This window comes from Pseudomonas sp. AC083, assembly GCF_979253165.1.
This window is the reverse complement of record NZ_CEEDDH010000011.1, coordinates 40,871-65,448: the sequence shown is the minus strand read 5'-3', so window position 1 is coordinate 65,448 and position 24,578 is coordinate 40,871. Positions and strand designations below refer to the sequence as shown.

At 60.3% G+C, this 24,578-nt stretch carries 23 protein-coding genes; 10 read left to right on the top strand and 13 right to left on the bottom strand.

What is annotated here, in order from left to right:
• Nucleotides 1-9 precede the first annotated feature (9 nt).
• Nucleotides 10-495, top strand: coding sequence for a glutathione peroxidase (locus tag AC0IXA_RS17040; protein ID WP_016770854.1), 486 nt, complete (start codon nucleotides 10-12; stop codon nucleotides 493-495).
• Nucleotides 492-950, top strand: coding sequence for a MarR family winged helix-turn-helix transcriptional regulator (locus AC0IXA_RS17035; protein ID WP_471813991.1), 459 nt, complete (start codon nucleotides 492-494; stop codon nucleotides 948-950). The genes AC0IXA_RS17040 and AC0IXA_RS17035 overlap by 4 nt, the downstream gene beginning before the upstream one ends.
• Here AC0IXA_RS17035 and AC0IXA_RS17030 read toward each other — a convergent pair.
• Nucleotides 934-3,255, bottom strand: a complete 2,322-nt coding sequence (locus AC0IXA_RS17030) for a hybrid sensor histidine kinase/response regulator (protein WP_258710320.1) — start codon at nucleotides 3,253-3,255, stop codon at nucleotides 934-936. The two genes, AC0IXA_RS17035 and AC0IXA_RS17030, sit on opposite strands and share 17 nt — an antisense overlap.
• Before the next feature lie 165 nt (nucleotides 3,256-3,420).
• On the opposite strand from AC0IXA_RS17030, the gene AC0IXA_RS17025 reads away from it, so the two are divergent.
• Nucleotides 3,421-4,311, top strand: coding sequence for an ATP-binding protein (locus tag AC0IXA_RS17025; protein WP_471813989.1), 891 nt, complete (start codon nucleotides 3,421-3,423; stop codon nucleotides 4,309-4,311).
• Entirely contained in the window at nucleotides 4,308-4,790 is a 483-nt protein-coding gene (locus AC0IXA_RS17020; RefSeq protein ID WP_016770850.1) for a GAF domain-containing protein, read from the top strand. The genes AC0IXA_RS17025 and AC0IXA_RS17020 overlap by 4 nt, the downstream gene beginning before the upstream one ends.
• Here AC0IXA_RS17020 and AC0IXA_RS17015 read toward each other — a convergent pair whose 3' ends face one another.
• From AC0IXA_RS17015 to AC0IXA_RS16980, 8 genes are all read right to left on the bottom strand, one after another.
• A complete protein-coding gene (locus AC0IXA_RS17015) occupies nucleotides 4,791-7,736 on the bottom strand; it encodes an HD domain-containing phosphohydrolase (RefSeq protein WP_471813987.1) in 2,946 nt (981 codons plus the stop codon).
• Nucleotides 7,737-7,785: 49 nt separating this feature from the next.
• Complete coding sequence (locus tag AC0IXA_RS17010) at nucleotides 7,786-11,430, bottom strand: transporter substrate-binding domain-containing protein (RefSeq protein ID WP_471813985.1); 3,645 nt, start codon at nucleotides 11,428-11,430, stop codon at nucleotides 7,786-7,788.
• Nucleotides 11,431-11,438: 8 nt separating this feature from the next.
• A complete protein-coding gene (locus tag AC0IXA_RS17005) occupies nucleotides 11,439-12,065 on the bottom strand; it encodes a response regulator transcription factor (RefSeq protein ID WP_016770847.1) in 627 nt (208 codons plus the stop codon).
• A gap of 372 nt (nucleotides 12,066-12,437) precedes the next feature.
• Nucleotides 12,438-13,766: a deoxyguanosinetriphosphate triphosphohydrolase gene (locus AC0IXA_RS17000; protein ID WP_016770846.1), complete on the bottom strand. Its 1,329-nt coding sequence runs from the start codon at nucleotides 13,764-13,766 to the stop codon at nucleotides 12,438-12,440.
• 69 nt (nucleotides 13,767-13,835) lie between these two features.
• Nucleotides 13,836-14,999: an EAL domain-containing protein gene (locus AC0IXA_RS16995; protein ID WP_471813982.1), complete on the bottom strand. Its 1,164-nt coding sequence runs from the start codon at nucleotides 14,997-14,999 to the stop codon at nucleotides 13,836-13,838.
• 120 nt (nucleotides 15,000-15,119) lie between these two features.
• Nucleotides 15,120-15,458, bottom strand: coding sequence for a hypothetical protein (locus AC0IXA_RS16990; RefSeq protein ID WP_016770844.1), 339 nt, complete (start codon nucleotides 15,456-15,458; stop codon nucleotides 15,120-15,122).
• Complete coding sequence (locus tag AC0IXA_RS16985; RefSeq protein WP_008079909.1) at nucleotides 15,455-15,841, bottom strand: phage holin family protein; 387 nt, start codon at nucleotides 15,839-15,841, stop codon at nucleotides 15,455-15,457. Before AC0IXA_RS16985 ends, AC0IXA_RS16990 begins: the two co-directional genes overlap by 4 nt.
• 2 nt (nucleotides 15,842-15,843) lie before the next feature.
• Nucleotides 15,844-16,158, bottom strand: coding sequence for an ElaB/YgaM/YqjD family protein (locus AC0IXA_RS16980; RefSeq protein ID WP_016770842.1), 315 nt, complete (start codon nucleotides 16,156-16,158; stop codon nucleotides 15,844-15,846).
• A 300-nt stretch (nucleotides 16,159-16,458) separates the two neighbouring features.
• Here AC0IXA_RS16980 and AC0IXA_RS16975 point away from each other — a divergent pair, with 300 nt between their 5' ends.
• Nucleotides 16,459-17,667 (top strand): ammonium transporter, encoded by a 1,209-nt coding sequence (locus tag AC0IXA_RS16975; protein ID WP_471813979.1) that lies wholly within the window; start codon nucleotides 16,459-16,461, stop codon nucleotides 17,665-17,667.
• Here AC0IXA_RS16975 and AC0IXA_RS16970 read toward each other — a convergent pair.
• The gene (locus AC0IXA_RS16970) at nucleotides 17,664-19,376 is read right to left on the bottom strand and encodes a cation:proton antiporter (protein WP_471813977.1); all 1,713 of its coding nucleotides are present in this window, start codon (nucleotides 19,374-19,376) and stop codon (nucleotides 17,664-17,666) included. The genes AC0IXA_RS16975 and AC0IXA_RS16970 overlap by 4 nt on opposite strands.
• Before the next feature lie 198 nt (nucleotides 19,377-19,574).
• On the opposite strand from AC0IXA_RS16970, the gene AC0IXA_RS16965 reads away from it, so the two are divergent.
• The 3 genes from AC0IXA_RS16965 (at nucleotide 19,575) to AC0IXA_RS16955 (ending at nucleotide 21,202) form a co-directional block, all read left to right on the top strand.
• A complete protein-coding gene (locus AC0IXA_RS16965) occupies nucleotides 19,575-19,814 on the top strand; it encodes a glutaredoxin family protein (protein ID WP_471813975.1) in 240 nt (79 codons plus the stop codon).
• 109 nt (nucleotides 19,815-19,923) lie between these two features.
• Complete coding sequence (locus tag AC0IXA_RS16960) at nucleotides 19,924-20,241, top strand: hypothetical protein (RefSeq protein WP_016770837.1); 318 nt, start codon at nucleotides 19,924-19,926, stop codon at nucleotides 20,239-20,241.
• A 70-nt stretch (nucleotides 20,242-20,311) separates the two neighbouring features.
• Entirely contained in the window at nucleotides 20,312-21,202 is an 891-nt protein-coding gene (locus AC0IXA_RS16955; RefSeq protein WP_471813973.1) for a pseudouridine synthase, read from the top strand.
• An 82-nt stretch (nucleotides 21,203-21,284) separates the two neighbouring features.
• Here AC0IXA_RS16955 and AC0IXA_RS16950 read toward each other — a convergent pair whose 3' ends face one another.
• Nucleotides 21,285-21,506 carry a YgdI/YgdR family lipoprotein gene (locus tag AC0IXA_RS16950; RefSeq protein WP_016770600.1) on the bottom strand — a complete coding sequence of 74 codons (222 nt, stop codon included), beginning with the start codon at nucleotides 21,504-21,506 and terminating at the stop codon, nucleotides 21,285-21,287.
• 78 nt (nucleotides 21,507-21,584) lie between these two features.
• Nucleotides 21,585-22,187 (bottom strand): molybdenum cofactor guanylyltransferase MobA, encoded by a 603-nt coding sequence (gene mobA / locus AC0IXA_RS16945; protein WP_125917348.1) that lies wholly within the window; start codon nucleotides 22,185-22,187, stop codon nucleotides 21,585-21,587.
• An 81-nt stretch (nucleotides 22,188-22,268) separates the two neighbouring features.
• Here mobA and moaB point away from each other — a divergent pair, with 81 nt between their 5' ends.
• Nucleotides 22,269-22,808, top strand: a complete 540-nt coding sequence (moaB, locus tag AC0IXA_RS16940) for a molybdenum cofactor biosynthesis protein B (protein ID WP_016770598.1) — start codon at nucleotides 22,269-22,271, stop codon at nucleotides 22,806-22,808.
• Nucleotides 22,792-24,018, top strand: a complete 1,227-nt coding sequence (locus tag AC0IXA_RS16935) for a molybdopterin molybdotransferase MoeA (RefSeq protein WP_471813970.1) — start codon at nucleotides 22,792-22,794, stop codon at nucleotides 24,016-24,018. Before moaB ends, AC0IXA_RS16935 begins: the two co-directional genes overlap by 17 nt.
• 59 nt (nucleotides 24,019-24,077) lie before the next feature.
• Here the strand turns inward: AC0IXA_RS16935 and AC0IXA_RS16930 are convergent, their stop codons facing one another.
• On the bottom strand, nucleotides 24,078-24,386 hold the full coding sequence (locus AC0IXA_RS16930) for a hypothetical protein (protein WP_016770834.1): 309 nt from the start codon (nucleotides 24,384-24,386) through the stop codon (nucleotides 24,078-24,080).
• Nucleotides 24,387-24,578 lie beyond the last annotated feature (192 nt).

Sequence of the window (24,578 nt, the reverse complement as noted above, 5' to 3'; positions counted from 1 at the left end):
AGCCGACCCATGAGCGACAACCTGCTGAATATCCCGTGCACCACCATCAAGGGTGAGCAAAAGACCTTGGCCGATTTCGCCGGTAAAGCGGTGCTGGTGGTCAATACCGCGAGCAAGTGTGGCTTCACTCCGCAATACAAGGGCCTCGAAGAACTCTGGCAGACCTACAAGGACCAGGGGCTGGTGGTATTGGGTTTCCCTTGCAACCAGTTCGGCAAACAGGAGCCGGGCAATGAGGGCGCCATCAGCGAATTCTGCGAACTGAATTTCGGCGTCAGCTTCCCGCTGTTCAAGAAGATCGACGTCAACGGCGCCGATGCTCACCCGCTGTTCGTGCAGTTGAAGAAGCGCGCCCCGGGCCTGCTCGGCTCGCAGGGCATCAAGTGGAACTTCACCAAGTTCCTGATCGGCAAGGATGGCCAGTTGGTCAAGCGTTTCGCCCCGACGACCAAACCGCAGGACCTGAGCGGCGAGATCGAAGCTCTGCTGAAATGAGCCTGGCGGTTGATTCGCTGAAGCTCGACAGCCAGTTGTGCTTCAAACTGTACGCGGCCTCGCGGGCGGTGATTCGCGCCTACAAGCCGATGCTCGATCAGTTGGGCCTGACGTACCCGCAGTACCTGGCGATGCTGGTGCTGTGGGAATGGCAGGATGCTGCGCCGGAGCAACCGACGGTCAAGGCCTTGGGCGAGCGTCTGGCGCTGGACTCGGGGACATTGACGCCATTGCTCAAGCGTCTGGAGCAGATCGATCTGGTTCAGCGCCGGCGCTCGGCGCGGGATGAACGCGAAGTGCATTTGAGCCTGACGCCTGCAGGGCAAGCATTGCGCGAGCAGGTCGGGCCGCTGAAAGCGCGTCTGCTCTGCGACAGTGGCGTTGATCTGGACCGGCTCAATGATTTGCGCGCCGGCCTCGATCATTTGCTCGGGCAAATCAAAGCGCTGACGTAGTCGGCATCCACTGATCGAGCAGCGCGGCGAGTTCTTCGCGGCGAAACGGTTTGGCCAGATAGTCGCTCATGCCCGCCGCGCGGCAGCGTTCGCGTTCCTCGGACATGGCATTGGCGGTCAGTGCGACAATCGGCAGATTCGGCCAGCGCCCGCTCTGGCGAATCTGCCGACTGGCTTCATAACCGTCCATCACCGGCATGTTGCAGTCCATCAGCACCAGATCGAAATCAGCAAACTCCAGCTGATCCAGCGCCTCGGCGCCATGCCCCGCCACCACCACATCGCAGCCAAGCTTGCCAAGCATGCCCTTGGCGACCAGTTGATTGACCGGGTTGTCCTCGACCAGCAGCACCTTGCCCCGGCGCGCGGACGGCGAGGCGTCCGCTTGTGCTTCGGTGAGGGCGGCGACCTCCGGTTGCAGAATCCGTCGCAGATGCTGGTACAGCGCGTTGCGCGCCAGCGGTCGGGCTTGCTGCTGCAAGGGGGCGAGGGCGGCGGCTTCTTCGCTGGGCAGAAAACTGCCGTAAGCAGTCACCAGCAGAATCGGCGCGGTGATGCTCGGGCGCAGACCGAACAGGCATTCCGGACAATCGGTGATCAGCACATCCGGATTCAGGCCCAGCAGCGAATCATCAATGGTGCGCTGCGTGTATTCCAGGCCCCACACCGGCAACAGGCTTTTCAGCAATTCCGCCAGGCCACTGCTGGCAGCGGTGATGGCGAGAACCTTGCCGCGTAACGGTATCGGCGGCAGCGCGCGGGTGTGAGAGGGCAGTGGCAGTTCTGCGCAGAACTGGCTGCCGAAGCCGCTTTCGGAACTGATGGTCAGCCGACCCTGCATCGCTTCGCACAGGTTGTACGTTAGCGCGAGCCCCAGCCCGGTGCCGCCGTACTGACGGGTGATACCGGCGCCGGCCTGGGTGAACGGCTGGAAGATTTTCACCTGCGCTTCCTGGGCGATGCCGATGCCGGTGTCGCAGACTTCGATGCGCACGCCACCCTTGTGTGCCGACAGGCGCACATCGACCCGACCGAAACGGGTGAATTTCAGCGCGTTGGACAGCAGGTTGCTGACGATCTGCCGCACCCGGGTCGGGTCGCCCAGCACCAGCGCCGGGAAGTGCGGCTCGATCAGGCAGGTCAGCTCGACGCTCGGCGCGGCGTTCTGCGAGAGCAGGTTGGCGGTGTCTTCGATCAGCGAGCCGAGGTCGAACGGGATGTTTTCCAGCTCCAGTTGCCCGGCGTCGAATTTCGACAGGTCGAGAATATCGTTGAGCAGTTCCACCAGCACCTTGCCCGAGTCGTGGGCGATCGACAGCTGTTGCTGCTGCTCGGCGTTGAGCGGGCCATCCAGCGACAGCGCGATCATCCCCAGCAAACCATTGAGCGGTGTGCGGATTTCATGGCTCATATTGGCCAGAAACGCCGAACGCGCTTCGGCCATGTCCAGCGCTGTGCGGCGGGCCACTTCCAGTTCTTCGTTGGATTGACTGAGGCGGGCGTTGATTGCCTTGAGTTCGGCGGTGCGCGCCGAGACGATGTCTTCCAGTTGCGCGAGGTATTCGGTCAGGCGGTTTTCTGCGGTGCGCCGCTGCTGGATTTCGGTGGCGATGTTCTCGAACTGCTGATTGGCGACTTTGACCAGCACGCCGATCTCATCGTTGCCGTGGCCGGCCGGGCACTCAAGCGTGGTCGGCTCGGCGCTGCGCGGGTCGCGGCCGCTGAGCTCACGGATGACCCGCACCAACGGCTTGGTCAGCATCACGTAGAACAGCGCCAGGAGGATGCCGGTCAGCAGCAGACTGCGGGCGAAACCGTTGAGCAGAGTGACTTCCGCGCGGCGCAAGAAGCGGCTGCCAAAGGCGTAAGTGTCGACTTCCAGTTTGAGGACGCCGAGGGATTCGTTGGGCAAATGGTCGAGGTACAGGCGATCTTCGAAATGACGCTTGGCGCCGAACAGGAAGTCGCTGATCAGCCGATAGCTGCTCTGCAGTTCCGGGCGTTTGACGTTGGCCAGCACGGTCTCGTTGTTGTCGATCAATTGCGCGGCGATGATCGCCGGCGAGCGCAGCAGGCCGAGGGTGAGCTCCTGCGCCAGTTCGGCATCAATGTTGTAGGCGATGCGCGAGGCCGGATTGTGGCTGATTTCCAGCAGTGCGAGGATTTCCCGGTTGATGGAAGCGTCTTCGCTGGCATAATCGATGCCGATCTGCAGCAGACTGAGCAGGGTGCCCAGAATGAACCCGACCAGCACGGTAAGCCTGGCTTGCTTGTAAGACAGCCGGTGGGTGAATTTGATATCCATGGGTTGTTGAACCACTTCCGTTTCCCTTCGCTGCTCAAGCATAGTCGATCATGCAGGGATACCGAGGTTCCCGAATCGCCTTGTAACAAGGCTTGCTGAGGCGATTTTATCTGTGTGTCGTCGCTGGATCGTCATCATCACTGTGAAAGTGCCCGAGGAGAAGACGTGGATTCCCGATTGAATGCTTTTCTTGAACGCGCCGAGTCGGTTCTGGCGCGAATCGAACCACTGTTGCCGGCACCGCGCCCCTTTATTGACTGGAACACATGCCTGGCAGCGCGCTGGCAGCGTGACGGTCGCAGCGGCTACCTGTTGCCGCTGGAAGTCAGCCTCGACATGCGTCTGTCCGACCTGATCGGCGTCGACCGGCAGTTGGAGCAGTTGGGGCGCAACACACAACAATTTCTTGATGGCATGCCGGCCAACCACGCCTTGCTCTGGGGCTCGCGCGGTACCGGCAAGTCTTCGCTGGTGCGTGCGTTGCTGGCCGAGCACGCCGCTGCCGGCCTGCGTCTGATCGAGATCGAACGCGATCACTTGGCTGACCTGCCACGGGTGGTCGAGCAAGTCGCCAAATTGCCGCAACGTTTCGTGCTGTTCTGCGATGACCTGTCGTTCGAATCCGGCGAAGGCGACTACCGCGTGCTGAAAAGCGTGCTCGACGGTTCGCTCGAGCAGGCACCCGACAACGTCTTGCTGTACGCCACTTCCAACCGCCGCCACCTGGTGCCGGAAAAGGAAAGCGACAACGAAAACTGGAAGCGCGTAGACGGCGAACTGCACCCGAGCGAAGCGGTGGAAGACAAGATCGCCCTGTCTGATCGTTTCGGTCTGTGGCTGTCGTTCTACCCGTTTACCCAGGAACATTTTCTCAACGTCGTCGAGCACTGGATCGGCCAGTTGGCCGCCAAGGCCGGCCTGAGCTGGCAGCGCGACGAAGCACTGGACATCCTCGCCGTGCGCTGGGCCACCGGCCGCGGTAATCGCAACGGACGTTGCGCGTATCAATTCGCCCGCTACTGGGTGGGACTGAAATTGCTGGAGCACAAGGCATGATTGATTTGCAACAAAGCGGCCAGGGCCTCGAAGGCTACGGTATGTTGGCCGCGCAACTGGAATCGCTACTGGCGGACGAGCGCGATTTCATCGCCAATGCCGCGCAGTTCTCGGCGTTCCTGTTCAACCAGCTCGATGATCTGAACTGGGCCGGTTTCTACCTCAATCGCAACGAAGAGCTGGTGCTCGGCCCGTTTCAGGGCCAGATCGCTTGCGTGCGCATCCCGTTCGGGCGCGGTGTGTGCGGCGCTGCTGCTGCCAGCCTGCAAACCCAGCGCGTCGAGGATGTGCATGCTTTCCCCGGTCACATCGCCTGCGACAGCGCGTCCAATAGCGAACTGGTTGTGCCGTTGGTCAAGGACGGACGCCTGATCGGCGTGCTCGACCTCGACAGCCCGAAGCTGGCGCGTTTCGGCGCCGAGGATCAGGCCGGCATCGAGCAACTGGCGGCGATTTTCCTGCGCCTGACCGACTGCTGATCAACCGCTGAGGCCAGCCTTGTGCAACAGGCTGGCCGTATCCACGCTGTCGATTTGCGCGGGATCAAGAAACCGCGTCGCGTACTGCATGTACACACCCTCATTGATGAACAGGCCGAACAGCGGCGCATCGATGTGCGCTTCACGGCACATGGTCGCCATGATCCCCAGCGCCTCGCTCAACGACTTGGCTTTCTTGTAAGGGCGATCGGCGGCAGTCAGCGCTTCGAAAATATCGGCAATCGCCATCATCCTCGCCGGCAGGCTCATCTCCTCGCGTTTCAGCCGTTTCGGATACCCGGTGCCATCCATTTTTTCATGATGACCACCGGCGATCTCGGCAATGCTGTCCAGGTGGCCGGGGAAGGGCAGGTGGCTGAGCATCATGATCGTCTGCACCATGTGATGGTTGATGATGTAGCGCTCTTCACGGGTAAGGGTGCCGCGGGCGATCTTCAGGTTGTACAGCTCGCCGCGGTTGTACTTGTACGCGGGTACATCGAGTTTGAAGCCCCAGGGGTTGTCCTCGGGGATCAGCTCGTTCTTGTCGCGTTCGATCAGATGCTCGGGTTTGTCGGCCAGCAGTCTTTCACTGACGGGCAGCGTCGGCGCCGATGTTTTTGCCTGGCGGCGGTTTTCTTCCCATGACACACCGAGGCGATCATCAAGTGTGCGCAGCCATCTGCGTTGCGCGACTTGCTCGAGGCGCAGCAGATCGGCCTCGGCCATGGCCTCGCCACCGAGATTGCAGCGGGCGACAAAGGCGAAGTCGTCGTCGAGCATCAGCAACTCACTATCACGGGCGCGGGCCAGCGCCGCTTCGTCTCCACCGCTTGCCAGCGTCTGCCAGTAGTTGATCCACACGTCACGCTTGAGCACCTCGAAGCGGGTGCGGATTTCGTGGATGCGGTCGTTGATGGTCTCGAGCTTGGTGGCTTTGTCGACCACGTATTCCGGCGTCGTGACCTTGCCGCAATCGTGCAGCCACGCTGCGATGTGCAACGCCTCCCATTCATCCTCGCTCGGTTGGTAAGCGCTGAACGCCGGGTCCTGGCTTGCCGCAGCGGCCTGGGCGAGCATCAGCGTCAATTCCGGAACCCGCTGGCAGTGGCCACCGGTGTAGGGGCTCTTGGCATCGATCGCGCTGGCGAGCAGTTGGATGAAGGCATCGAGCAGTTGTTTCTGCCGCGCTTGCAGACGCTGGCTTTCGATGCTCACCGCCGCCGCGCCGGACACCGCCTGCAAGAAGGCGATACGATCGGGGCGCAGCTTTTCCAGATCGCCCGGCGCGCCGCTGTCATTGACCAGCAGAATCAGCAGGCCGATGGTTTCGTCGTGCTGGTTGTGCAGGCGGATACCGATCAAGTGGATGCGCGGTGATTCCATGGCCAGGAGGATTTTCTGCAAGTCGCCGGCCTGATCGAAGCCCAGATGGCTGACGGTATTGTTGGCGCTGGCCAGTTGCTCGAACCACGCCGGGCCGGTGTTCTTATGCAGCTCGCGTCCCTCAATGTCGAACGCCTCCAGCTTCCGCGGCACGCCATCGATGACCAGTCCATAAGGTTCCATGCGCGCGCCGTCGGCCTCGCGCAGGTAGATCAGACCGGCCTGCGCCTGAGCGATCTGCACGGTTTCGAACAGCACGCGTTCGAGTAGCGGGGCAAAACGGGTTTCGGCGCAAAGGCTGTCGGTGATGCGGAAGAAACTGCCGAGGGTTTCTTTCATCCGCGCCATCGACAGGCTCAATTGATCGACTTCCAGTACGGGCGAGCGGCGCGCCAGCGGAGAACTGAAGTCGAAGCTGCGGATCGCGTCGGCTTCTTTGACCAAGGCATGCAGCGGCTTGACCAGAATCCGTGAAATCACCCAGCCCAATGGCAGGCACAGCAACAGGATGGCGAGGGTGATCAGCGCGCCTTGCCAGCGCATCCGGAACGCATCCACCAGCAATTCGTCTTCCGGCACCAGCAGCGCCAGTTGCAGACCTTTCGGCCCGCCTTCGTCGATGCTGGTGCGCGCGACGATCCATTGCCGATCGTTTACTTGCAGACGCTTGCCGATACTGTCGGAGCTGAGCAGCGCGTTCAGCTCAGGGCTGAGATCGGCCGCTCTGGCCAGACGCGCAGTGCGGTCATCGACGATCAGGCGATGGCTGTCGGGGTAGGCCACGGCGTTGCCGTCGGTGTCGTACAGCGCGATCTCTGTCGAAGGCGTGACCCGGTGCTTGCCCAGGGCGGTCGACAGCGAAGCGAGGGTCAGATCGGCGCCAATCACCGCGTTCTCGCCGCTGCGCCGAGCCAGCGTGGTGCCGACATTGTGGGTCGAGAAAAATACATAGGGCTCGGTGGTGATTTGCCCGGCCTGTTGCAGGGCGTCGCTGAACCAGGTCCGGCTGCGCGGATCGTAAGGCTCGTCTGGATGATCGCGGCGGCTGAGCGGCGTCAGCGCCTGATCAAAGAACAATGATTGCGAGCGTACAGTGCCTTGCGGCTCGTGCTCGATGCTCCAGACCTGATAGGCCGCCGCTTCCGGCGCCTGGAGTTGTGCCTTCAGAGCCGGAGTGCGCAGCGCGCGCACCATGAAGAAATCGCCATTGGCGTAACCCAGATACAACGACGCCAGCGCCGGGTTATCGGTGAGCGACTGGCTGAAGGGTTTGAGCAACGGCAGGCGTTGTTGCAGATCGCTCGCGTGGGCCGCCGGGGTGTCCGCCAGCAGGCTCAGCAGGTTGCGGATCGGCTGATAGGTTGCCTGCAGATCGAGGCGTACATCCTGCTCGATCCGATCAAACAGCTTTTCGCTGCTCGACAGGATGATCTGCGTGGTCTGGTGGTAATTGAACAGGCCCAGCACCACGCCCGTGAGCAATAAAAGAAAGGTGAACATGACGCTGATGTGCACGTGCAGCGGCAACCGGCGTTGCTCGGGGCGCAGTGGGCTGTGCATTGCTGGCTCTCCATGAATGTTTAACTCACTGCTCAGCGTCCAAGCATAGTTAAGACTCGCTGACTGTGCCTTGATCGGCCAGGGTCAATTGCTGCTGCAGGGCCTGCGCCAGTTCGAGCATCGCCTGGCTGGTTGCCGCCCAGCGACGGGCAATCTCCTGTGATGCGAGCGCTTGCTCGCAAGCGGTCTCAAGCTCATCACAACATTCAATCAGCCGCGAGGCCTGCGCGATGCGTGCTGCGCCCTTGATCTTGTGCGCAACCACCGCCAGCGCTTCGCGATCATCCTCGGGCGACAGCCTGAGCAGTTCCTCGCGGTCGAGGCGGCTGCTCTTGAGCAGCTCCACCAGCATGCGTCGGGTCTGCGCCGGGTTGTTACCGGTCAGCAAGCTCAGACTTTGCAGGTCGAACACCGAGGCCGGTGAAGCCGGCGTGATGCCGTCGATCCACTGTCCGAGCAGGGTCAGACTCAACGGTTTGAACAGGCAGTCGTCCATGCCGGCGAGCTTGCAGCGCTGGACTTCTTCCGGCTGAGCATTGGCGGTGAAACCCAGCACGGTGCACGGCGGGCGATGGTTTTGCAGTTCAAGCTGGCGAATCCCACGGGTCATGTCATAGCCGTTCATCAAGGGCATGTTGCAGTCGACGATCACCAGATCGAAATGATCGGCCTTCCACCGTTCGAGGCCGCTGCAGCCATCTTCGGCAATGCTGAAGCGATGTCCGAGAAACTCCAGTTGCTGACACATGAGCAAACGGTTGGCCGGATGATCGTCGACAACCAGGACATGTAACGGCGTTGTCGCAGGCTTGATCAACGGTTCGCTTTTCGGCGGATTCGCCTTTGCCGGCAGGCTGTCCAGCGGCAGCGATATGCACACCTGAGTGCCGATGCCGGGTTGGCTGCTCAACTGCAGTTGTCCGCCCATCATTTCGCACAGGTTGCGACTGATGACCAGCCCCAGTCCGGCGCCGTTTTTTGCCTGCCGACTGCCGTTTTCCGCCTGCGAGAATGGCTCGAACAAGCGCTGTTGATCTTCGGCGCTGATGCCTGAGCCGCTGTCCTGCACGGTCAGCTGCATCAATGTTCGCCCAGCAGCGTCTGCCGGGATCAGGTCGAGGGTGATCCGCACGTGGCCACTGTCGGTGAACTTGATAGCGTTGCTGACCAGGTTGGACAGCACCTGCTTGAAGCGCAGCGGATCCAGATGCACATCCACAGCCGGGTGCGGCGGGTTGAAGACGACTTGCAAGGCAAGGTTTTTCTGCCGCGCGAGGCCGTCGAAGATGCGTGCAACGGAGGTCACGGTGTCGACCAGATTAATCCATTCCGGGGACAGGCTCAGACGTCCCGACTCAATGCGGGCAATGTCGAGGATATCGCCGATCAGCCCGAGCAGATCCTTGGCCGAATGGTAGGCCGTGTCGATCGATGCGCGATCGGGGTGTTGCGGATCGATGCGTCGCAGGGTCAGTTCGAGCATGCCGATCACGGCGTTCATTGGCGTACGGATCTCATGGCTCATGGTTGCCAGGAAGGTACTTTTGGCCCGGTTCGCCTCGTCCGCCTGTTCTTTGGCTGCACGCAGTTTTTCAAACAATTGGCGGCGTTCACTGATGTCTATCCAGCCGCCGATAATCCCTTGAACGTCACCGCTGGAGTCGCGGTAGGGAAGAATCCAGTGGTAAATCGTCAAACGGCGGCTGCCGATGTGCAGGGGCCGGTCGAGGATCAACGGAATGCCTTCGGCAATGACTCTCTGGTAATCGGCCTGGAATGCCTCGGCCTCGCATGCGTTGCTCAGGGTGCCCTGCATCACGCCTTTGCCGATGATGTCCTCGCGTCTGGCGTTGAACGCTTCGAGATAACTGTCGTTGCAACTTTGCAGCAGACCCTGGCGATCTCGCACGTAGATCGGGTGCGGCGTGCCGTTGACCAGCGAGCGCATGAACTCCAGTTGATCGTTCAGCGCTCGTTCGGCGGCCTGGCGTTGTTTGATCTGGTGGCGCATGTAGGCGTTCCAGGTCAACAACAGCAGCAGGATCAGGCCGGCGGCTGCGACCACTTGGTAGAACAGGCGCTGGTAGTTTTGCCAGATGTTCTGTGATGCCGTGGAGTAACCGCGCCAGCGGCCGTTGATCACGCCGAGCTCCTCGGGAGCGATGCTCAGCAGCGCCTTGTTGATGATCGAGGCCAGTTCGGTGTTGTCACGTGCGGTCGCCAGCGAGAAGGCTGCCTGACTGGTGCCGATCGTGGTGGTGATTTGCAGTGGCCGATCGAATATGCGCGATGAGATGAAATAGTTGGCGATCACCAGCGAGTTCACCGCACCGTCGACATGGTTGTCGGCCAGCATCGACACGGCGCTGAACGTGTCGGGGGTTTCGATCAGTTCGATGCCCGGAAAATTCTCATGCAAGTAGGCGACCAGCGGATTGCCTTGGGCGATCGCCAGACGCTTGCCTTTGAGTTGGCCCAGATTGGTCGGGCTGTCGGCGCTTTTGCGGGTCAGCAGCACGTAGGAATTTTCCAGATACGGGCGACTGAAACTCAGGTTTTTTTCACGTTCGGCGCTGGGCAGCAGGGCGGCAATCAGATCGGCTTTGTGGTTGTCGATCTGCCTGATCATTTCCGCATCGTTGCGGCTGCGCTGAACCTTGAAACGCAGGCCGGTACGCAAGCGGATCAGCTCGAGCAGGTCGGCGCTGATGCCGCGGAAATTGCCGGCGCTGTCGAAGAAGGTCAACGGTGCGTAAGCTTCATTGACCACCACGCTGACGACGGGATGCTGCTTGAGCCACTTTTCCTCACGATCAGTCAGCTGCAGTTTTCTGTCAGTGAGCAGCAGGTCGCTGCCGGCGCTCCAGCGCTTGGCGATGTCGTCGCGCTGACTGCTCGGGATCGCTGCGAGCACCGTGTCGATGATGCCCAGCAGCTGCGGATTGCTGCGCCGCACGGCGAAGCTGAAGCCATGGGCTTCCTGCTTGCCGAAGTTGGCCATACGGACATTGTTGAGATAGCCCTTGTTGATCATGTAATGGGTGGAGAGGGTGTCGCCAAGAAACACATCGGCCTGGTCGAAGGCCACCGCGTTGATTGCGTTCTGGTAGGACGGATAGCAAGTGATCAGCGCTTTGGGATACAGCGCTTTGATCTCGGGCACCGGCAGGTAGTGATACACCATGCTCAGGCGCAGGCCGGCGAGGCCTTCGGTCAGCGAGCGGGTTTCGTCCTCGCGGGTTACCAGCACCGGCTGATCGACCGCATAGGGTCTGGAAAGTGCGAGGTTGGCATTGCCTGCTTCGTAGCCGTTGGCTGTGCCAAGCAGGTCGATCTGGCCATCGATCAAGGCGCGAATTGCAGCCTCGCGCGAGGGAAAGCGTTGCACGCGAATCGGCAAACCGGTGGCCTGGCCGAGAATCCCTGCGTAATCGGCGGTCAGTCCCTCGTAGTCCTGGCCACTGACGGTCATGTCGAATGGCGGGTAATCAGGTGCGGAGGTACCCAGTTTCAGTTCGCTGCGAGTCTGCAGCCATTGCCGTTGTGACGGCTGCAGGACAGTTTGCACGGCCTCGGTGGCCGAGCGGCTGAGCAATGCATAGTCCGGTGAAGCGCTTGGCGCGGCGAGGGCATTGGCGCTCAGGTACAGAACAGCGCTCAAGGCAATCAGGTAGTCCTTTACACGGCTGGGCATGCGGAGTCTCACACGAGTGCGTTACGTTTGGCCATCTCGATAAGTTCTACAAGGGATCTGGCTTTGAGTTTTTGCATCAGACGCTTTTTATAAGTGCTGACGGTCTTGTTGCTCAGAAACATGCCCTTGGCTATTTCCTTGTTGGTACGTCCCTGAGCAAATAACTGCAATACCATCAGTTCGCGGTCATTGACGGATTTGAACAGTTCAAGTTCAGCATATCGAGTGTCGTCGGCGCGCACCGGATTAAGCGCTTGACTGGGGAAATAGTTATAACCGGAAAGTACCGCTTTGATTGCGCTGACCAATTCGCTCAAGTCTTCCTGCTTGCAGACATATCCCGATGCGCCGGATTGCATGCAACGAATGCCGAACAGCGTAGGACACTGCGCCGTCAGAATCAGAATCTTGAAATTCGAACCCATGGTGTTGAAGCGGGCCAGCACTTCGAGGCCGTCCAGCTTGGGGATGCTGATATCGAGAATGACCAGGTCGGGCATGCATTCACGGACCATCTGCATGGCATCGACACCGTTATCGGTCTCGCCGACGACCTTGTAGCCTTCATGTTCCAGGAGCATTCGCACGGCGAGGCGGATGACCGGATGATCGTCCACAATAAAAACGGAGTTCATAAATAGAGTCCCATGCAAGCATGAATAAAGCGCGCACCTTAGCTCAGATGCACGAGCACTCGCATGGACTGGTAGTGTCGCGACTACGTTATCGGATTAATCCTACGCGTAATGAGGAAAGAGACTACGTTGAAATTAGGTTCGGCGTAAGGAAGGGCGAGCAATCAATTGGCCGAAGATTGAAATGATCCGAAGGCCAATATTGATATTCAATTATTTGTCGGTGTTTAAAGTTGCGTTTAATCAGCGGTGTTTATTTGATCGGGTTAATGGGTCAAGCGTAGTTGAATCTCACCTGGTTCACAGGGGCATTCAGCAAAACTCTCATGGGGGTCAGCCGGTCAGATCAGTGACCGGCTGCCCCCTCAAGACTCAGTGACTTGAACGCCCGGTCATTTCCAGTGCCATGTCACTGGCGTAACTGTCGGTCATGCCGGCGATGAAATCGATCATGCGCAGAAACGAACTGTGCAACGAACCCTGCGGATCCGGCGCATTGTTGCCAAGCAAATCGAGGATGCGCCGGCTCTTGAACGACGGCGTGCGACCGTTGTGCTGCTCCAGCGCGGCGCCGCAGAACGAATTTAGCAGGATCTCCAGCGTCGTGTACGCGCCGATCTCATGCAGGGTCTTGCGTTTGTCCTGAAAGATTTTCTTGCGCGCGATGTCCTTGGCGTTCAACACGCAGCGCTTCGCCGGCCCGTGCATGTGTTCGACCAGATCGCCGTGCAGCGTGCCGGCGAGCAGAGCATCCTGCTGTTCGACAAATGCCCGCGCCGCCGCGTTGGTCAGGTGCTCGATGGCCTTGCCGCGCAGGATCGCCAGTTTACGCCGGCGGGAATCCTGCGGGCCGAGCTGGCGATAGGTTTCCGGCAAATCGTCGCCGACCAGACCGAGCAGCAGTGACTCGACTTCGGCGTATTCGAGCAACTCCATTTCCAGACCGTCTTCGAGATCGATCAGCGCATAGCAGATGTCATCAGCGGCTTCCATCAGGTAGACCAATGGATGGCGTGCCCAGCGCTGGTCTTCGATTTGCGGCAGACCGAGTTTGTGCGCGATCTGTTCGAGCAATGGCAGCTCGCTCTGATAGCAGCCGAATTTGTGTTTCTTGTAGCCGAGGGAATCGGCGTGGCGCGCGGTCCATGGGTATTTCAGATAGGTGCCCAGCGTCGCGTAGGTCAGGCGCGTGCCGCCGTCGAACTGGTGATATTCCAGCTGCGTCAGCACGCGAAAGCCTTGAGCATTGCCTTCGAAATTGAGGAAATCACCACGCTCGGCCTCGCTCATGCCGTCCAGCCAGCCACGCCCGGCGGCTTGTTGAAACCAGTGGCGAATCGCGTCTTCGCCGGAATGGCCGAACGGCGGATTGCCGATGTCATGCGCCAGGCAAGCCGATTGCACGACCATGCCGAGGTCGGCCGGGTCGCACCAGTCTGGCAGCGCGCTGCGCAAGGTTTCACCGACACGCATGCCCAGCGAACGACCGACACAACTGACTTCCAGCGAGTGGGTCAGGCGGGTATGAATGTGATCGTTGCTGGTGACCGGGTGCACTTGGGTCTTGCGCCCGAGGCGGCGAAAGGCACCGGAGAAAATGATGCGGTCATGGTCTTTGTGAAAAGGGCTGCGGCCGAGTTCTTGCGGGCTGTGCAGCGGTTTGCCGAGGCGTTCGCGGTTGAGCAGGGTTGGCCAATCCAAGGCTGAATCTCTCCGTCTGGTGACTGATCGTCCTAGCTTCCCGGTTCGGCCCTGTGCCTGCAAGCAGAACTACAGGCCTGCTGCGTCGATATCGATCAACAGCAAGCGTTCACCGTTATCGAAAAACTGTCCGGCAGTCAGGCAATACTGGTTGCTGGTGGCATCGCGATAGGTGTTCGACAGGGTCAGGCGGCGTTCTTCCCAGCCTTCGGCCAGCAGATGATAGAAATACGGTCGCCACGACCAGTTGTGCCCCAGATAGCGGTCATCGGCAAACCAGCCGTCATGGCGCCATTCGAGGTTGGGCGTCAGTTGCGTGCCGTGGCGATCGCACTGATAAAAGCGCAGCAGCCAGGGAAACGCCTGCAATTGCGGCAACGCACTGAGCGGGGCGCGGGCCTGCGCCCATTGCTGCAGAATCGCCATCAGTTCGCTGAGCTGCTGACGCATCTGCATCAGCCTTCCGCGCTCGCTGAGTTTCTGTTTTACGTAGCGCTGCCTGAGTTGGGCGAAATGCGCGACGAAAGCATCCGTAGCGAAGAACTCTTCCTGCGCCCGGGCGAAGAGAAAACCCTGCACGTAGCGCGAACCGCATTCCAGAGCAAAATTCAGCTGCGCTTCGGTTTCGACGCCTTCGGCGATGATCCAGCAGCCGGTTTTCTCGGCCATTTGCGCGAGGGCCTTGACCACATCGCTGCTCGGTCCGCCGAGGGCCGCAGCCTGAAACAGGCGCATGTCGAGCTTGAGAATGTCCGGTTGCAGGGCCAGTACCCGATCCAGCTGCGAATAGCCGGCGCCAAAATCATCGATGGCGATTCTCGCCCCTGCGCTACGGTAGCGCCCGACCACGTGGGCCAGGCGTTCGCTGTTACCGCCCAGTTCGGTGATTTCGAAAACGATGCGCTGCGGATCAACCTGGTGTCGCGCCAATTGCTTGAGGCTTGGCAGCGCTTGATCGGCGCGCAGGCGACTGATCCAGCGTGGCGACATGTTCAGGCTGAGGAACCACTCCGCCGGCGCTTCATGCAGGCGGCTAAGGGCGTGGTCACGGATCTGCCGATCGAGACGGCGCAAGGCGGTGGCCGGGGTCCGTGGGTCGGCGAACAATGGCCCGACCGAGGTCAGTTGACCATCGCTCTGGCGCAAGCGACCGAGTGCTTCGACACCAGCGATGCGGCCTGTGGCGGTATCGATGAAAGGCTGAAAACAGGCGAGCGGTTGCCCGTCGATCACGGCAAGTCCTTAATCTTGTTTTTGGTTTGGCCGCGCTTGCCAGATAGGCACGCGGGATGGAATCTCCCGATAAGGAGATTCATCCCGGCGCTATTGCAAGAATGTAGCCAGATGGGCGCTTCAGCGTTTGCCCGAGCTGTGCATGACCAGTCTGATCAGCGGCCCAAGCGTCGTGCCCAGACGCAGCAGTCGCGTCAAACCGCCACCACTGCTGCGTTTCGAGCCTTTGCCGGTGAGGAAACCCAGCAGCGTCACCGCCGCCACGCCCCACAACGGCGCGTGCTTGATGCCAAAACCGTCCTGCACGTTCTGCTTCATGCCACGCATGCGCTGCAACGGTTGCAACACTTGCGCGGTTTCGTGGCGGATTTCCTGACGGTGCATTTCCATGCGCAGGCGGATCAGCGCCTTGCGCATTTCCCGGCGTGAGCTGTTGTGCGGAAGTTCAGGCAGGCTCATGGCAGCAGGCGCTCCCGGTCGTTGGCCAGCTCTTCGAGCGTGCCGTGGAAAGGCGAGGACTCATCGAAAATCGCCGCTTTGAGGCGTAGGCCGCAGAAGATCGACGCCAGCGTGTAAAACACGCACAGGCCGATGATCGCTGCCAGGCGGTAGGTGTCCCAGAAGATGATCATCACCAGCGTCGACAGACCCACTAGCAACAGCAGGGCAAACACCAACGCCAGGCCGGCGAACAGCAGCAGGCTGACAGTGCGTGATTTCTGCTCCTGCAGTTCGATGCCGAACAGTTCGACATGACTGTGCAGCAGGCCCAGAACGGCAGCGCCGAGGCGACGTGTGGAGGAGGCGGTGCCCGCAGTCGGGCCGGATTCACCGATCGACATGATCAGCGCCGAGTTGCCAGCAGGCCGATCAGAAAGCCGACGCCGGCAGCGATGCCCACCGACTGCCATGGGTTGGCCGATACATAGTCTTCAGTAGCGGTGACCGCCGCCTGACCGCGTTCGCGCAGGGTGTCTTCAGTCACTTTCAGGGTTTCCCGGGCACGCAGCAGGCTGTCGTGAATCTGGGCACGCAGCTCATCGGCCTGATCGCCAGCGAGGGTCTTGGTGTGCTCGAGCAGGCGTTCGGTGTCGGCGACCAGAGTCTGGAAGTCGTTCATCAGGATTTCTTGAGCAGTCTTTGCCTTGATGCTGGCCATGGGTGGATCTCCGTAGGTGGCTTTGAAGCGTTCGAGTATGAGCCTTGCGCGAAGGTTCAGTGCAAATGCCTGGTACAACTTTTGCTGTGTCGTGGTGCGTCGCTCGGCGTATGTGCGCTGTTGCCGGGCGTCCGAGCAGAAAACTCTAATTCATTTGCTCGCGGTTCGTGATCGGACATCGATATATGCGCCAAATCAGTTCATCAACCCTGCCGCTGGATACTTGATGAGTCGTAATTTGGTGCATGAAATGCCCGCGTGAACCGCTTTGGTGCCTTTTAGCCTTGGGTCTGCCTCCTCATGGAAAATCTGCAAAGCGCTGTGGACACGCTGGTTCACAGCTCCAACACGTTGTTCATTCTGATCGGTGCGGTGATGGTACTGGCGATGCACGCCGGTTTCGCCTTTCTGGAGGTCGGCACGGTCCGGCAGAAGAACCAGGTCAACGCGCTGGCGAAAATCCTCAGCGATTTCGCCGTCTCGACCCTGGCCTATTTCTTTATAGGTTATTGGATCTCCTATGGCGTCACCTTCATGCAACCGGCGGCGGTGCTCACGGCTGACCACGGCTATGGCCTGGTGAAGTTTTTCTTCCTGCTGACCTTCGCTGCCGCGATCCCGGCGATCATTTCCGGCGGCATTGCCGAACGCGCGCGTTTCGTCCCGCAGTTGTGCGCGACGGCGCTGATCGTAGCGTTTATCTATCCGTTCTTCGAAGGGCTGATCTGGAACGGCAACTTCGGCTTGCAAGGCTGGCTGGCGGCGCAGTTTGGCGCGGCATTCCATGATTTCGCCGGCTCGGTGGTGGTGCATGCCGTGGGCGGTTGGCTGGCGTTGGCCGCTGTTCTGCTGCTCGGCCCGCGCAATGGTCGCTACCGCGATGGGCGCCTGGTCGCGTTCGCGCCGTCGAGCATTCCGTTTCTGGCGCTGGGCTCGTGGATCCTGATTGTCGGCTGGTTCGGCTTCAACGTGATGAGCGCGCAAACCCTGCAAGGTGTCAGTGGCCTGGTCGCGGTCAACTCGCTGATGGCCATGGTCGGTGGCACCGTCGCCGCGTTGATCGTCGGGCGCAATGACCCGGGCTTTCTGCACAACGGCCCGTTGGCCGGGCTGGTGGCGATTTGCGCCGGCTCCGACCTCATGCATCCGGTCGGTGCGCTGGTGACCGGCGCGGTCGCCGGAGCCTTGTTTGTCTGGTGCTTTACCGCTGCCCAAGTCAAATGGCGCATCGATGATGTGCTGGGCGTATGGCCGCTGCATGGTTTGTGTGGCGTGTGGGGCGGGATTGCCTGCGGCATCTTCGGTCAGTCTGTGCTGGGTGGCCTGGGCGGTGTCAGCCTGATCAGCCAGTTGATCGGCACTGCGCTTGGCGTCGCGGTCGCGCTGCTCGGCGGCTTCGTCGTCTACGGCGCGATCAAGGCATTGCATGGGCTGCGCCTGACTCAGGAACAAGAGTATTACGGCGCCGACCTGTCACTGCACAAGATCGGCGCGGTGAGTCAGGACTAGATTTCCTCATCATTGGCTCCGGGATAGAAACCGTGGAGCAGGCGATAGCGATCGATGCGCACTTGATCGACCTTCTCCTGCACTTTGTGCGCGGGCAGGCCGAGCATGATCAGCGCATGTGAAGCGAGCATCAGGCTCGACTCCAAAAGCTCCGGCACCACCTCGGTGGCGCCGGCGGCTCTGAGTTCCGCCGATTGGCTGTCGTCACGGGTGCGTACCAGAATCGGCACCTGTCGGTTGAGTCGGCGGGCTTCGCGCAGAATGCGCAACGCCACGTCACTTTGATCCACGGCAATCACCAGCAGCCTGGCGCGCAATAGGCCAACCGCAGTAAGCAGATCGCCACGCGCCGAGTCGCCGTAATGTACGTCGCTTTCCGCAGATGCGGCTTCCTGCACGCGCACCGGATCGTTGTCCAGCGCGACATAGGCTTGCCCGGCGTTGCCCATGAAGCGGCCGATGGACTGGCCGACGCGCCCGTAGCCGCAGATCACCACGTGCTGGTCGAGGTCGGCGTTGAGCGCGCTGATCTGTTCGATCTGCGCTTCCTGATTGGGCTTGCGGTGCAGCACGGCGGCAATGCGCGGCGCCGCACGCAACAGCAGTGGCGTGAGCAGCATCGAACAGAACGTCGCTGCGAGCAGCAGGGCGCCCGGTTCGGCCGGCAACAGGCTGTTTTGCTGCATCTGCGCCATCAAGGCAAAACAGAATTCGCCACCCTGGGCCAGGGCCAGGCCGCTGCGCCATGCGGTTTCGCTGTCACTGCCGCGCCACTTCACCAGCAGCGCGACCACGATGCCTTTGATCAGCATCAGGCCCAGCGTCAGGCCGATGATCAACAGGCTGTGACTGACGAAGAGTTGCAGGTCGATCAGCATGCCGATGCTGACGAAGAACACGCCGAGCAGAATGTCGCGAAAGGGCCGGATGTCGGCTTCGATCTGGTGCCGGTAATGGCTTTCCCCGAGCAACATGCCGGCGAGGAAAGCGCCGAGTGCAGGCGACAGCCCCAACAAGTGCGTGAGCCAGGCGGTCAGCAGCACGATCACCAGCGCCAGCAGGACGAACAGCTCCGCAGAGCGCGAGGCCGCCACCTCATGAAACAGCCGTGGCAATAACCAGCGACTGGCGAGCAGCAGGCCGAAGAACAGCACCACGGTTTTGCCCAAGGTCAACGGCAAGGCCCAATACCAGGCCTGCTCGCTGGTGCCGGCGAAGACCGGAACCAGTGTCAGCAGCAATACCGCGACAACGTCCTGAAACAGCAACACGCCGACCGCGTTCTGGCCGTGGCTGCTGAATACTTCACCAAGACTGCCCAGCTCCTTGGTCACGATCGCCGTGGATGACAGCGATAACCCTGCACCGAGCAACAGCGCTGGCATCAGCGGCATGCCCATGCCCATCAACAGTGTGCCGAGCAGCGCTGTGCTGATCAGCACTTGCTGACTGCCGAGGCGAAACACCACCTGACGCAGCGCAATCATCTTCGACAGGGAGAACTCCAGACCCAGCGAAAACAGCAGAAACACCACGCCCAGCTCGGCGACATCCGGCAGATGTTCGCTCTCGTTGACCCAGTCGAATGCGTTCGGCCCGACCAGTAAGCCCACGCACAGGTAACCCAGCACCGGCGGCAGTCGCAGGCGCCGGAACAGGGCAATCACCACCAGGGATGAGGCGAGGATGATCAACAGATTTGCAAACACGGGACACTCCGCTGTCAGGGCGTTGGCCTCTGAAGCGTAGAGGCAAAAAGTCCGCGAGGATGACGCATTTGCAATTTGCGGTGAATGATTTGCGTCAGGATTTTGCGCCGGCAGCGTTCGGGCCTTTGGGCGGCGCCGGGTCGACGAGGGTTCGGCGGCGTCCTAGAATGGGCTCACCTGTTTTCCGGTAACGCCGTCATGCCTCCAGAATGTCAGCTGTTCGGCACCCTCGGGTGTCATCTGTGTGAAGTCGCCGAAGCCGAGCTGATGCCCTTCGTCGAGCATGGTCTGCTGGTAGAACTGGTGGACATTGCCGACGACGAATCGTGGTTCGAAAAATACGGCTTGCGCATCCCGGTACTGCGGCGGGTCGACACTGGCGCTGAGCTGGATTGGCCGTTCAGTGGCGACCAGGTAGTGGCATTTTTAGGCTGTTGATTTTGCCTTGATCCTTCCGCTGGTCGCAGCGATACATCCTTGCGTTGGCGCTCGCTGAATTCTTCGGTTACTGTATGTCCATACAGCAATCGAGTCAGAGGGATGAACCGTGGTCAATGTCGAACAGTTGAAGAGCAGCGTTAACCGGATGTCGGTCGACGTGGTGCGCGAGGCCGTCCTCGAATTGCGCCTGGACGGGCTGGTCACGGAAGGCAAGACGCCGTTCAACAAGCTGCATTTCAATACCTGCTTTGCCGAAATCGAAGCCCTGTTTCAACGCGCCGGTTATCACAAGCAGCTGGATGTGGTCGGTTATCAGGGCCTGCTGTATGCCTTGTACGATCCGGGTCGCTGGGAGGCGGTCGATGTCTTGCGCTGGCTGAAGGAGTTCACCGAAGCGGCGGCCCTCAAGTCGATTCCGGCCTGATGAAACTGCGCTAGGTGGCTTTGCCTCACTGTTGGATAATGCCGGCCTGCATTGAGGATTTCTGTTTCGTATGACCAGCCCCGTATTTTCCGCTGCGCACAATCAGGCCAGCACCTTGTATTTGCCGCCCGGTCCCTGGCTGACGGTACTCGATTGCCTGTGCGAGCACTTCAGTGCCATCGGCCGCGAACAATGGCTCGACCGGATTGCTCGCGGGCGGGTGCTGGATGCGCAGGGCCAGCCGATTGCGCTGGACTTGCCGTACAAGGAAGGGCTGCGCATTCATTACTTTCGTGAGGTGCCGGACGAAAAGCCGATCCCGGTGCTCGAGTCGATTCTCTATGCCGATGAACACTTGGTGGTGGCCGACAAACCTCATTTTCTGCCAGTCACCCCGGCCGGGGAATATGTCGAACAAACCCTGCTGCGGCGGCTGATCCGTCGGCTGGACAATCCGCATCTGGTGCCGCTGCACCGCATTGACCGGCACACCGCAGGGCTGGTGATCTTCTCGGCCAATCCGCAGACCCGCTCGGCCTATCAGTCATTGTTTCCGACCCGGCAGATCGACAAGCGCTACGAAGCGATCGCCCCGGCGCTGCCCGAGCTGAATTTCCCTTTGGTGCACAAGAGCCGTTTGGTCGATGGCGAGCCGTTTTTCCGCATGCAAGAAGGGTTTGGAGCCAGCAACACCGAAACGGCGGTCGAGGTGCGTGAGAAAAATGGTGATCTGTGGCGCTATGGTCTGTATCCCGTGACCGGCAAAAAGCATCAGTTGCGGGTGCACATGACGGCGCTGGGCGCGAGTATTTGCAACGATCCGTTTTATCCGACTGTGTTGAAAGATGTCGAGGACGATTACGCCAACCCGTTGAAGCTGCTTGCACAAGGCCTGCGCTTCATTGACCCGGTGACCGGTGAATTACGGGAGTTCGAGAGTCAAATCACCTTGCAGTGGTAATGCTGAAACTGCTTTCCGAGCGCCCATGAAAAAGCCCGCATGACAATGCGGGCTTTTCTGTATCCGGTAACGACGTGGAGCCTTACAGCTCTTTAACGGTACGAACCTGATCCTTGTTGATGCGGGTCTCTTTGCCGTCCAGCTGCTGGAACTCGTAGAAACCCGAATCATCATCGTATTTCGGGGTGTCGACGGCCTGGATTTCGCGACCGTCATTCAAGGTGATCACTGTTGGCGAGGAGCAACCTGCGAGGGTTGCCAGGCCCAGTGCGAGCATGAAAGTGGCGAGGGTCCGTTGAGTCATGAGTGTGTCTCCGAATGGGAAATCTTCTGGTTACTGAGCTTGAGACGTAAACAAGGCGTGAGAGTTCCTTGGATAATGTCAGTCTGACACAGTGTTGTGCAGATGTAACAATTCCGGGGTGTTGAGGTTGGCCAGTCGCGGATCGTTGTCAGGGCATTGCAATGCGACGGCGCCGAGGCTGCGCATCACCCGGCCCGGGCTGCGCTCGCCTGCATTCCAGGCTGCTTCGAATGCCGGCAACAGCGCCACGGGAATCACGCACAGCAGCGGTTCCCAATGCTCGCCGTGGCGCAGCATTAAAGGTTTTTCACGTTGCTGATCGGCAGTATTCAGCATGTCTTCGAGCAAGGCCTTGTCGATTCGCGGCACATCACATGGCAACACCAGCAGATGCGCATGGCGCGCCGCTTTCAGCCCGGCACGAATACCGGCCAGCGGCCCGGGGAAATCGCCTTCATCATCCATCACCAACTGATCGGCAAACCCGGCATAACGCTCGCGATTGCGGTTGCAGGAGATGATCAGATCGTCGGTCAACGGCCGTACCTTGCGCTGCAAATGCGCGATCAACGGCTCGCCCAGCCACTCGATGAGGCCCTTGTCCTGACCGCCCATGCGTTGACCGCGTCCACCGGCCAGAAGCAGGACGGAGCAGGGTGGCAACGGGTTGTTCGAGGGCATGACGACTCTCCAGAGGGGCGGCGGAAAAATGAGCCGCTGTGATATAACACCGGGCTGTTTCCCCTACAACTGGAAGAGCCTATGAAAGCCAAGGCTGATGTACCTTTCGTGCCGCTCAATATTGCGGTGCTGACTGTCAGCGACACCCGAACCCTGGAAACCGATACCTCCGGCCAGGTCTTCGTTGATCGCTTGATCGCGGCCGGTCACGCGCTGGCCGAGCGGGTTTTGCTTAAAGATGATCTCTACAAAATCCGTGCGCAAGTCGCCAACTGGATTGCCGACGATGTGGTTCAGGTTGTGTTGATCACCGGCGGCACCGGCTTCACCGGGCGTGACAGCACGCCGGAAGCGGTGGCATGCCTGCTCGACAAACAGGTCGACGGATTCGGCGAACTGTTCCGCCAGATTTCCGTAGCCGATATCGGCACTTCGACTGTGCAGTCCCGGGCCCTGGCCGGTCTGGCCAACGGCACGCTGGTGTGCTGCCTGCCGGGTTCGACCAATGCAGTGCGCACCGGTTGGGACGGCATTCTCGCTGAGCAACTGGACGCCCGTCATCGTCCCTGCAATTTTGTCACCCATCTGAAGCAGGCGGCGCCTTGTGAATCCCGTGGGTAAGCCGGGCAAGACCGGCAGTTTGCTGCCTGTCGAAACGGCGCTCGAGCGTTTGCTGGCCATGGCCGATGCGTCGCGCATTGTCGAGCGCGAGCACTTGCCGCTGGCTCAAGTCGAAGGGCGGGTGCTGGCGGAAGATCTGATCTCGACACTGGATCTGCCGCCATGGCCGAACAGCGCCATGGACGGCTACGCCTTGAACCTGGCGGATTGGCAAGGCGAGCCGCTGCCGGTCAGTCAAAAGGTCTTCGCCGGGCAATCTCCACAACCTTTGGAGCCAGGCACCTGCGCACGCATCTTCACCGGGGCACCGTTGCCGCCGGGCGCCGACTGTGTCGAGATGCAGGAAAACGCTGAAGTTCAGGCCGACGGCCGAGTGCGCTTTCTTGAACCTTTGAAAGCCGGGCAGAACATTCGTCCGCAAGGGCAGGAAACCACGGTCGGCGAATTGGTACTGCAAGCTGGAACCCGGCTCGGACCGATTGAGCAAGGCCTGGCTGCTTCGCTTGGCTGTGCCGGCCTCAATGTCGTGCGCAAACCTCGCGTCGCTGTTTTGTCCACCGGCGACGAGCTGGTTGAACCCGGCCAGGCATTGGGCCCGGGCCAGATCTACAACAGCAATCGCGTACTTCTGTGCAGTTGGCTGCAGCGTCTGGGTTGTGAAGTGATTGATGGCGGAATTCTCCCGGACGATCTGGCCACCACGCGGGCGCGGTTGGGCGAGCTACAAAATGTCGATCTGATTCTGTCTACCGGCGGGGTCTCGGTCGGTGAGGCGGATTTCCTCGGCATTGCCCTGCGTGAAGAAGGCGAGTTGGCCCTGTGGAAGCTGGCCATCAAGCCCGGGAAGCCGTTGACCTTCGGTCATTTTCGCAACGTGCCGGTGATTGGCCTGCCCGGCAATCCCGCCTCTACGCTGGTGACGTTCGCCTTGCTGACGCGGCCTTATCTATTGCGACGCCTGGGTGTGCAAGATGTCGAGCCGCTCAAGTTTGCAGTGCCAGCAGGTTTTGTCTGGCCGGTGGCCGGCAACCGTCGTGAATATCTGCGCGGGCGCTTGGAACAGGGGCGGGCGATCATTTACCGCAACCAGAGTTCGGGTGTGCTGCGTAGCGCCGCGTGGGCCGACGGTTTGGTGGAAGTCCGAGAGGGCCGCACGCTGAGCGAGGGTGATGAAGTGAGCTTCATTCCCCTCAGTGACCTTCTGGGGTAGGCCATCTCGTCCATGCACGCGTCGGCTGATACGCACGGCGCGTGCAACGAATGATTCGGTCAGTTGCTGATCAACGTCACCAACTGGTCGAATCGGCTGTTGGCCACCCATCCCAGCAGTCCAAGGATGACAGCGGTGGCACCCGCCGAATACGCCAGACGGTGTTTGATCGTCCGGACATCATTGAGCACTTCGTCCATGTCGCGGCGCATGTATTTGAAGTGAGTCTCCAGCTCGCTGACTCGGGGTTCCATATCAAACTCTCCAGGGGTCTTGGCGCTGTTACAGAAGTCTGGTTTCTTGCTGGCACGACTTTCGGCGAGAGCGGCGACCGGGCTCACCGGTGCCTTGGTTTCATGGTTGCGCATGGAAGTACTCGCTGGTCGTAGCAACTGCACGCTTGCTGATTATTCCATTGCTCGATTCATGGAAATGAATCGTGGGGTATCCGTTCATTACCGGCACATCCTTGTGTTATTGAGTTGAAAGTTGGTGCTGCCGGCACACGGTGACCCAATGATCGGACGGGGTCAATTAAGCCGATTCCTCTTGTTTCGTAA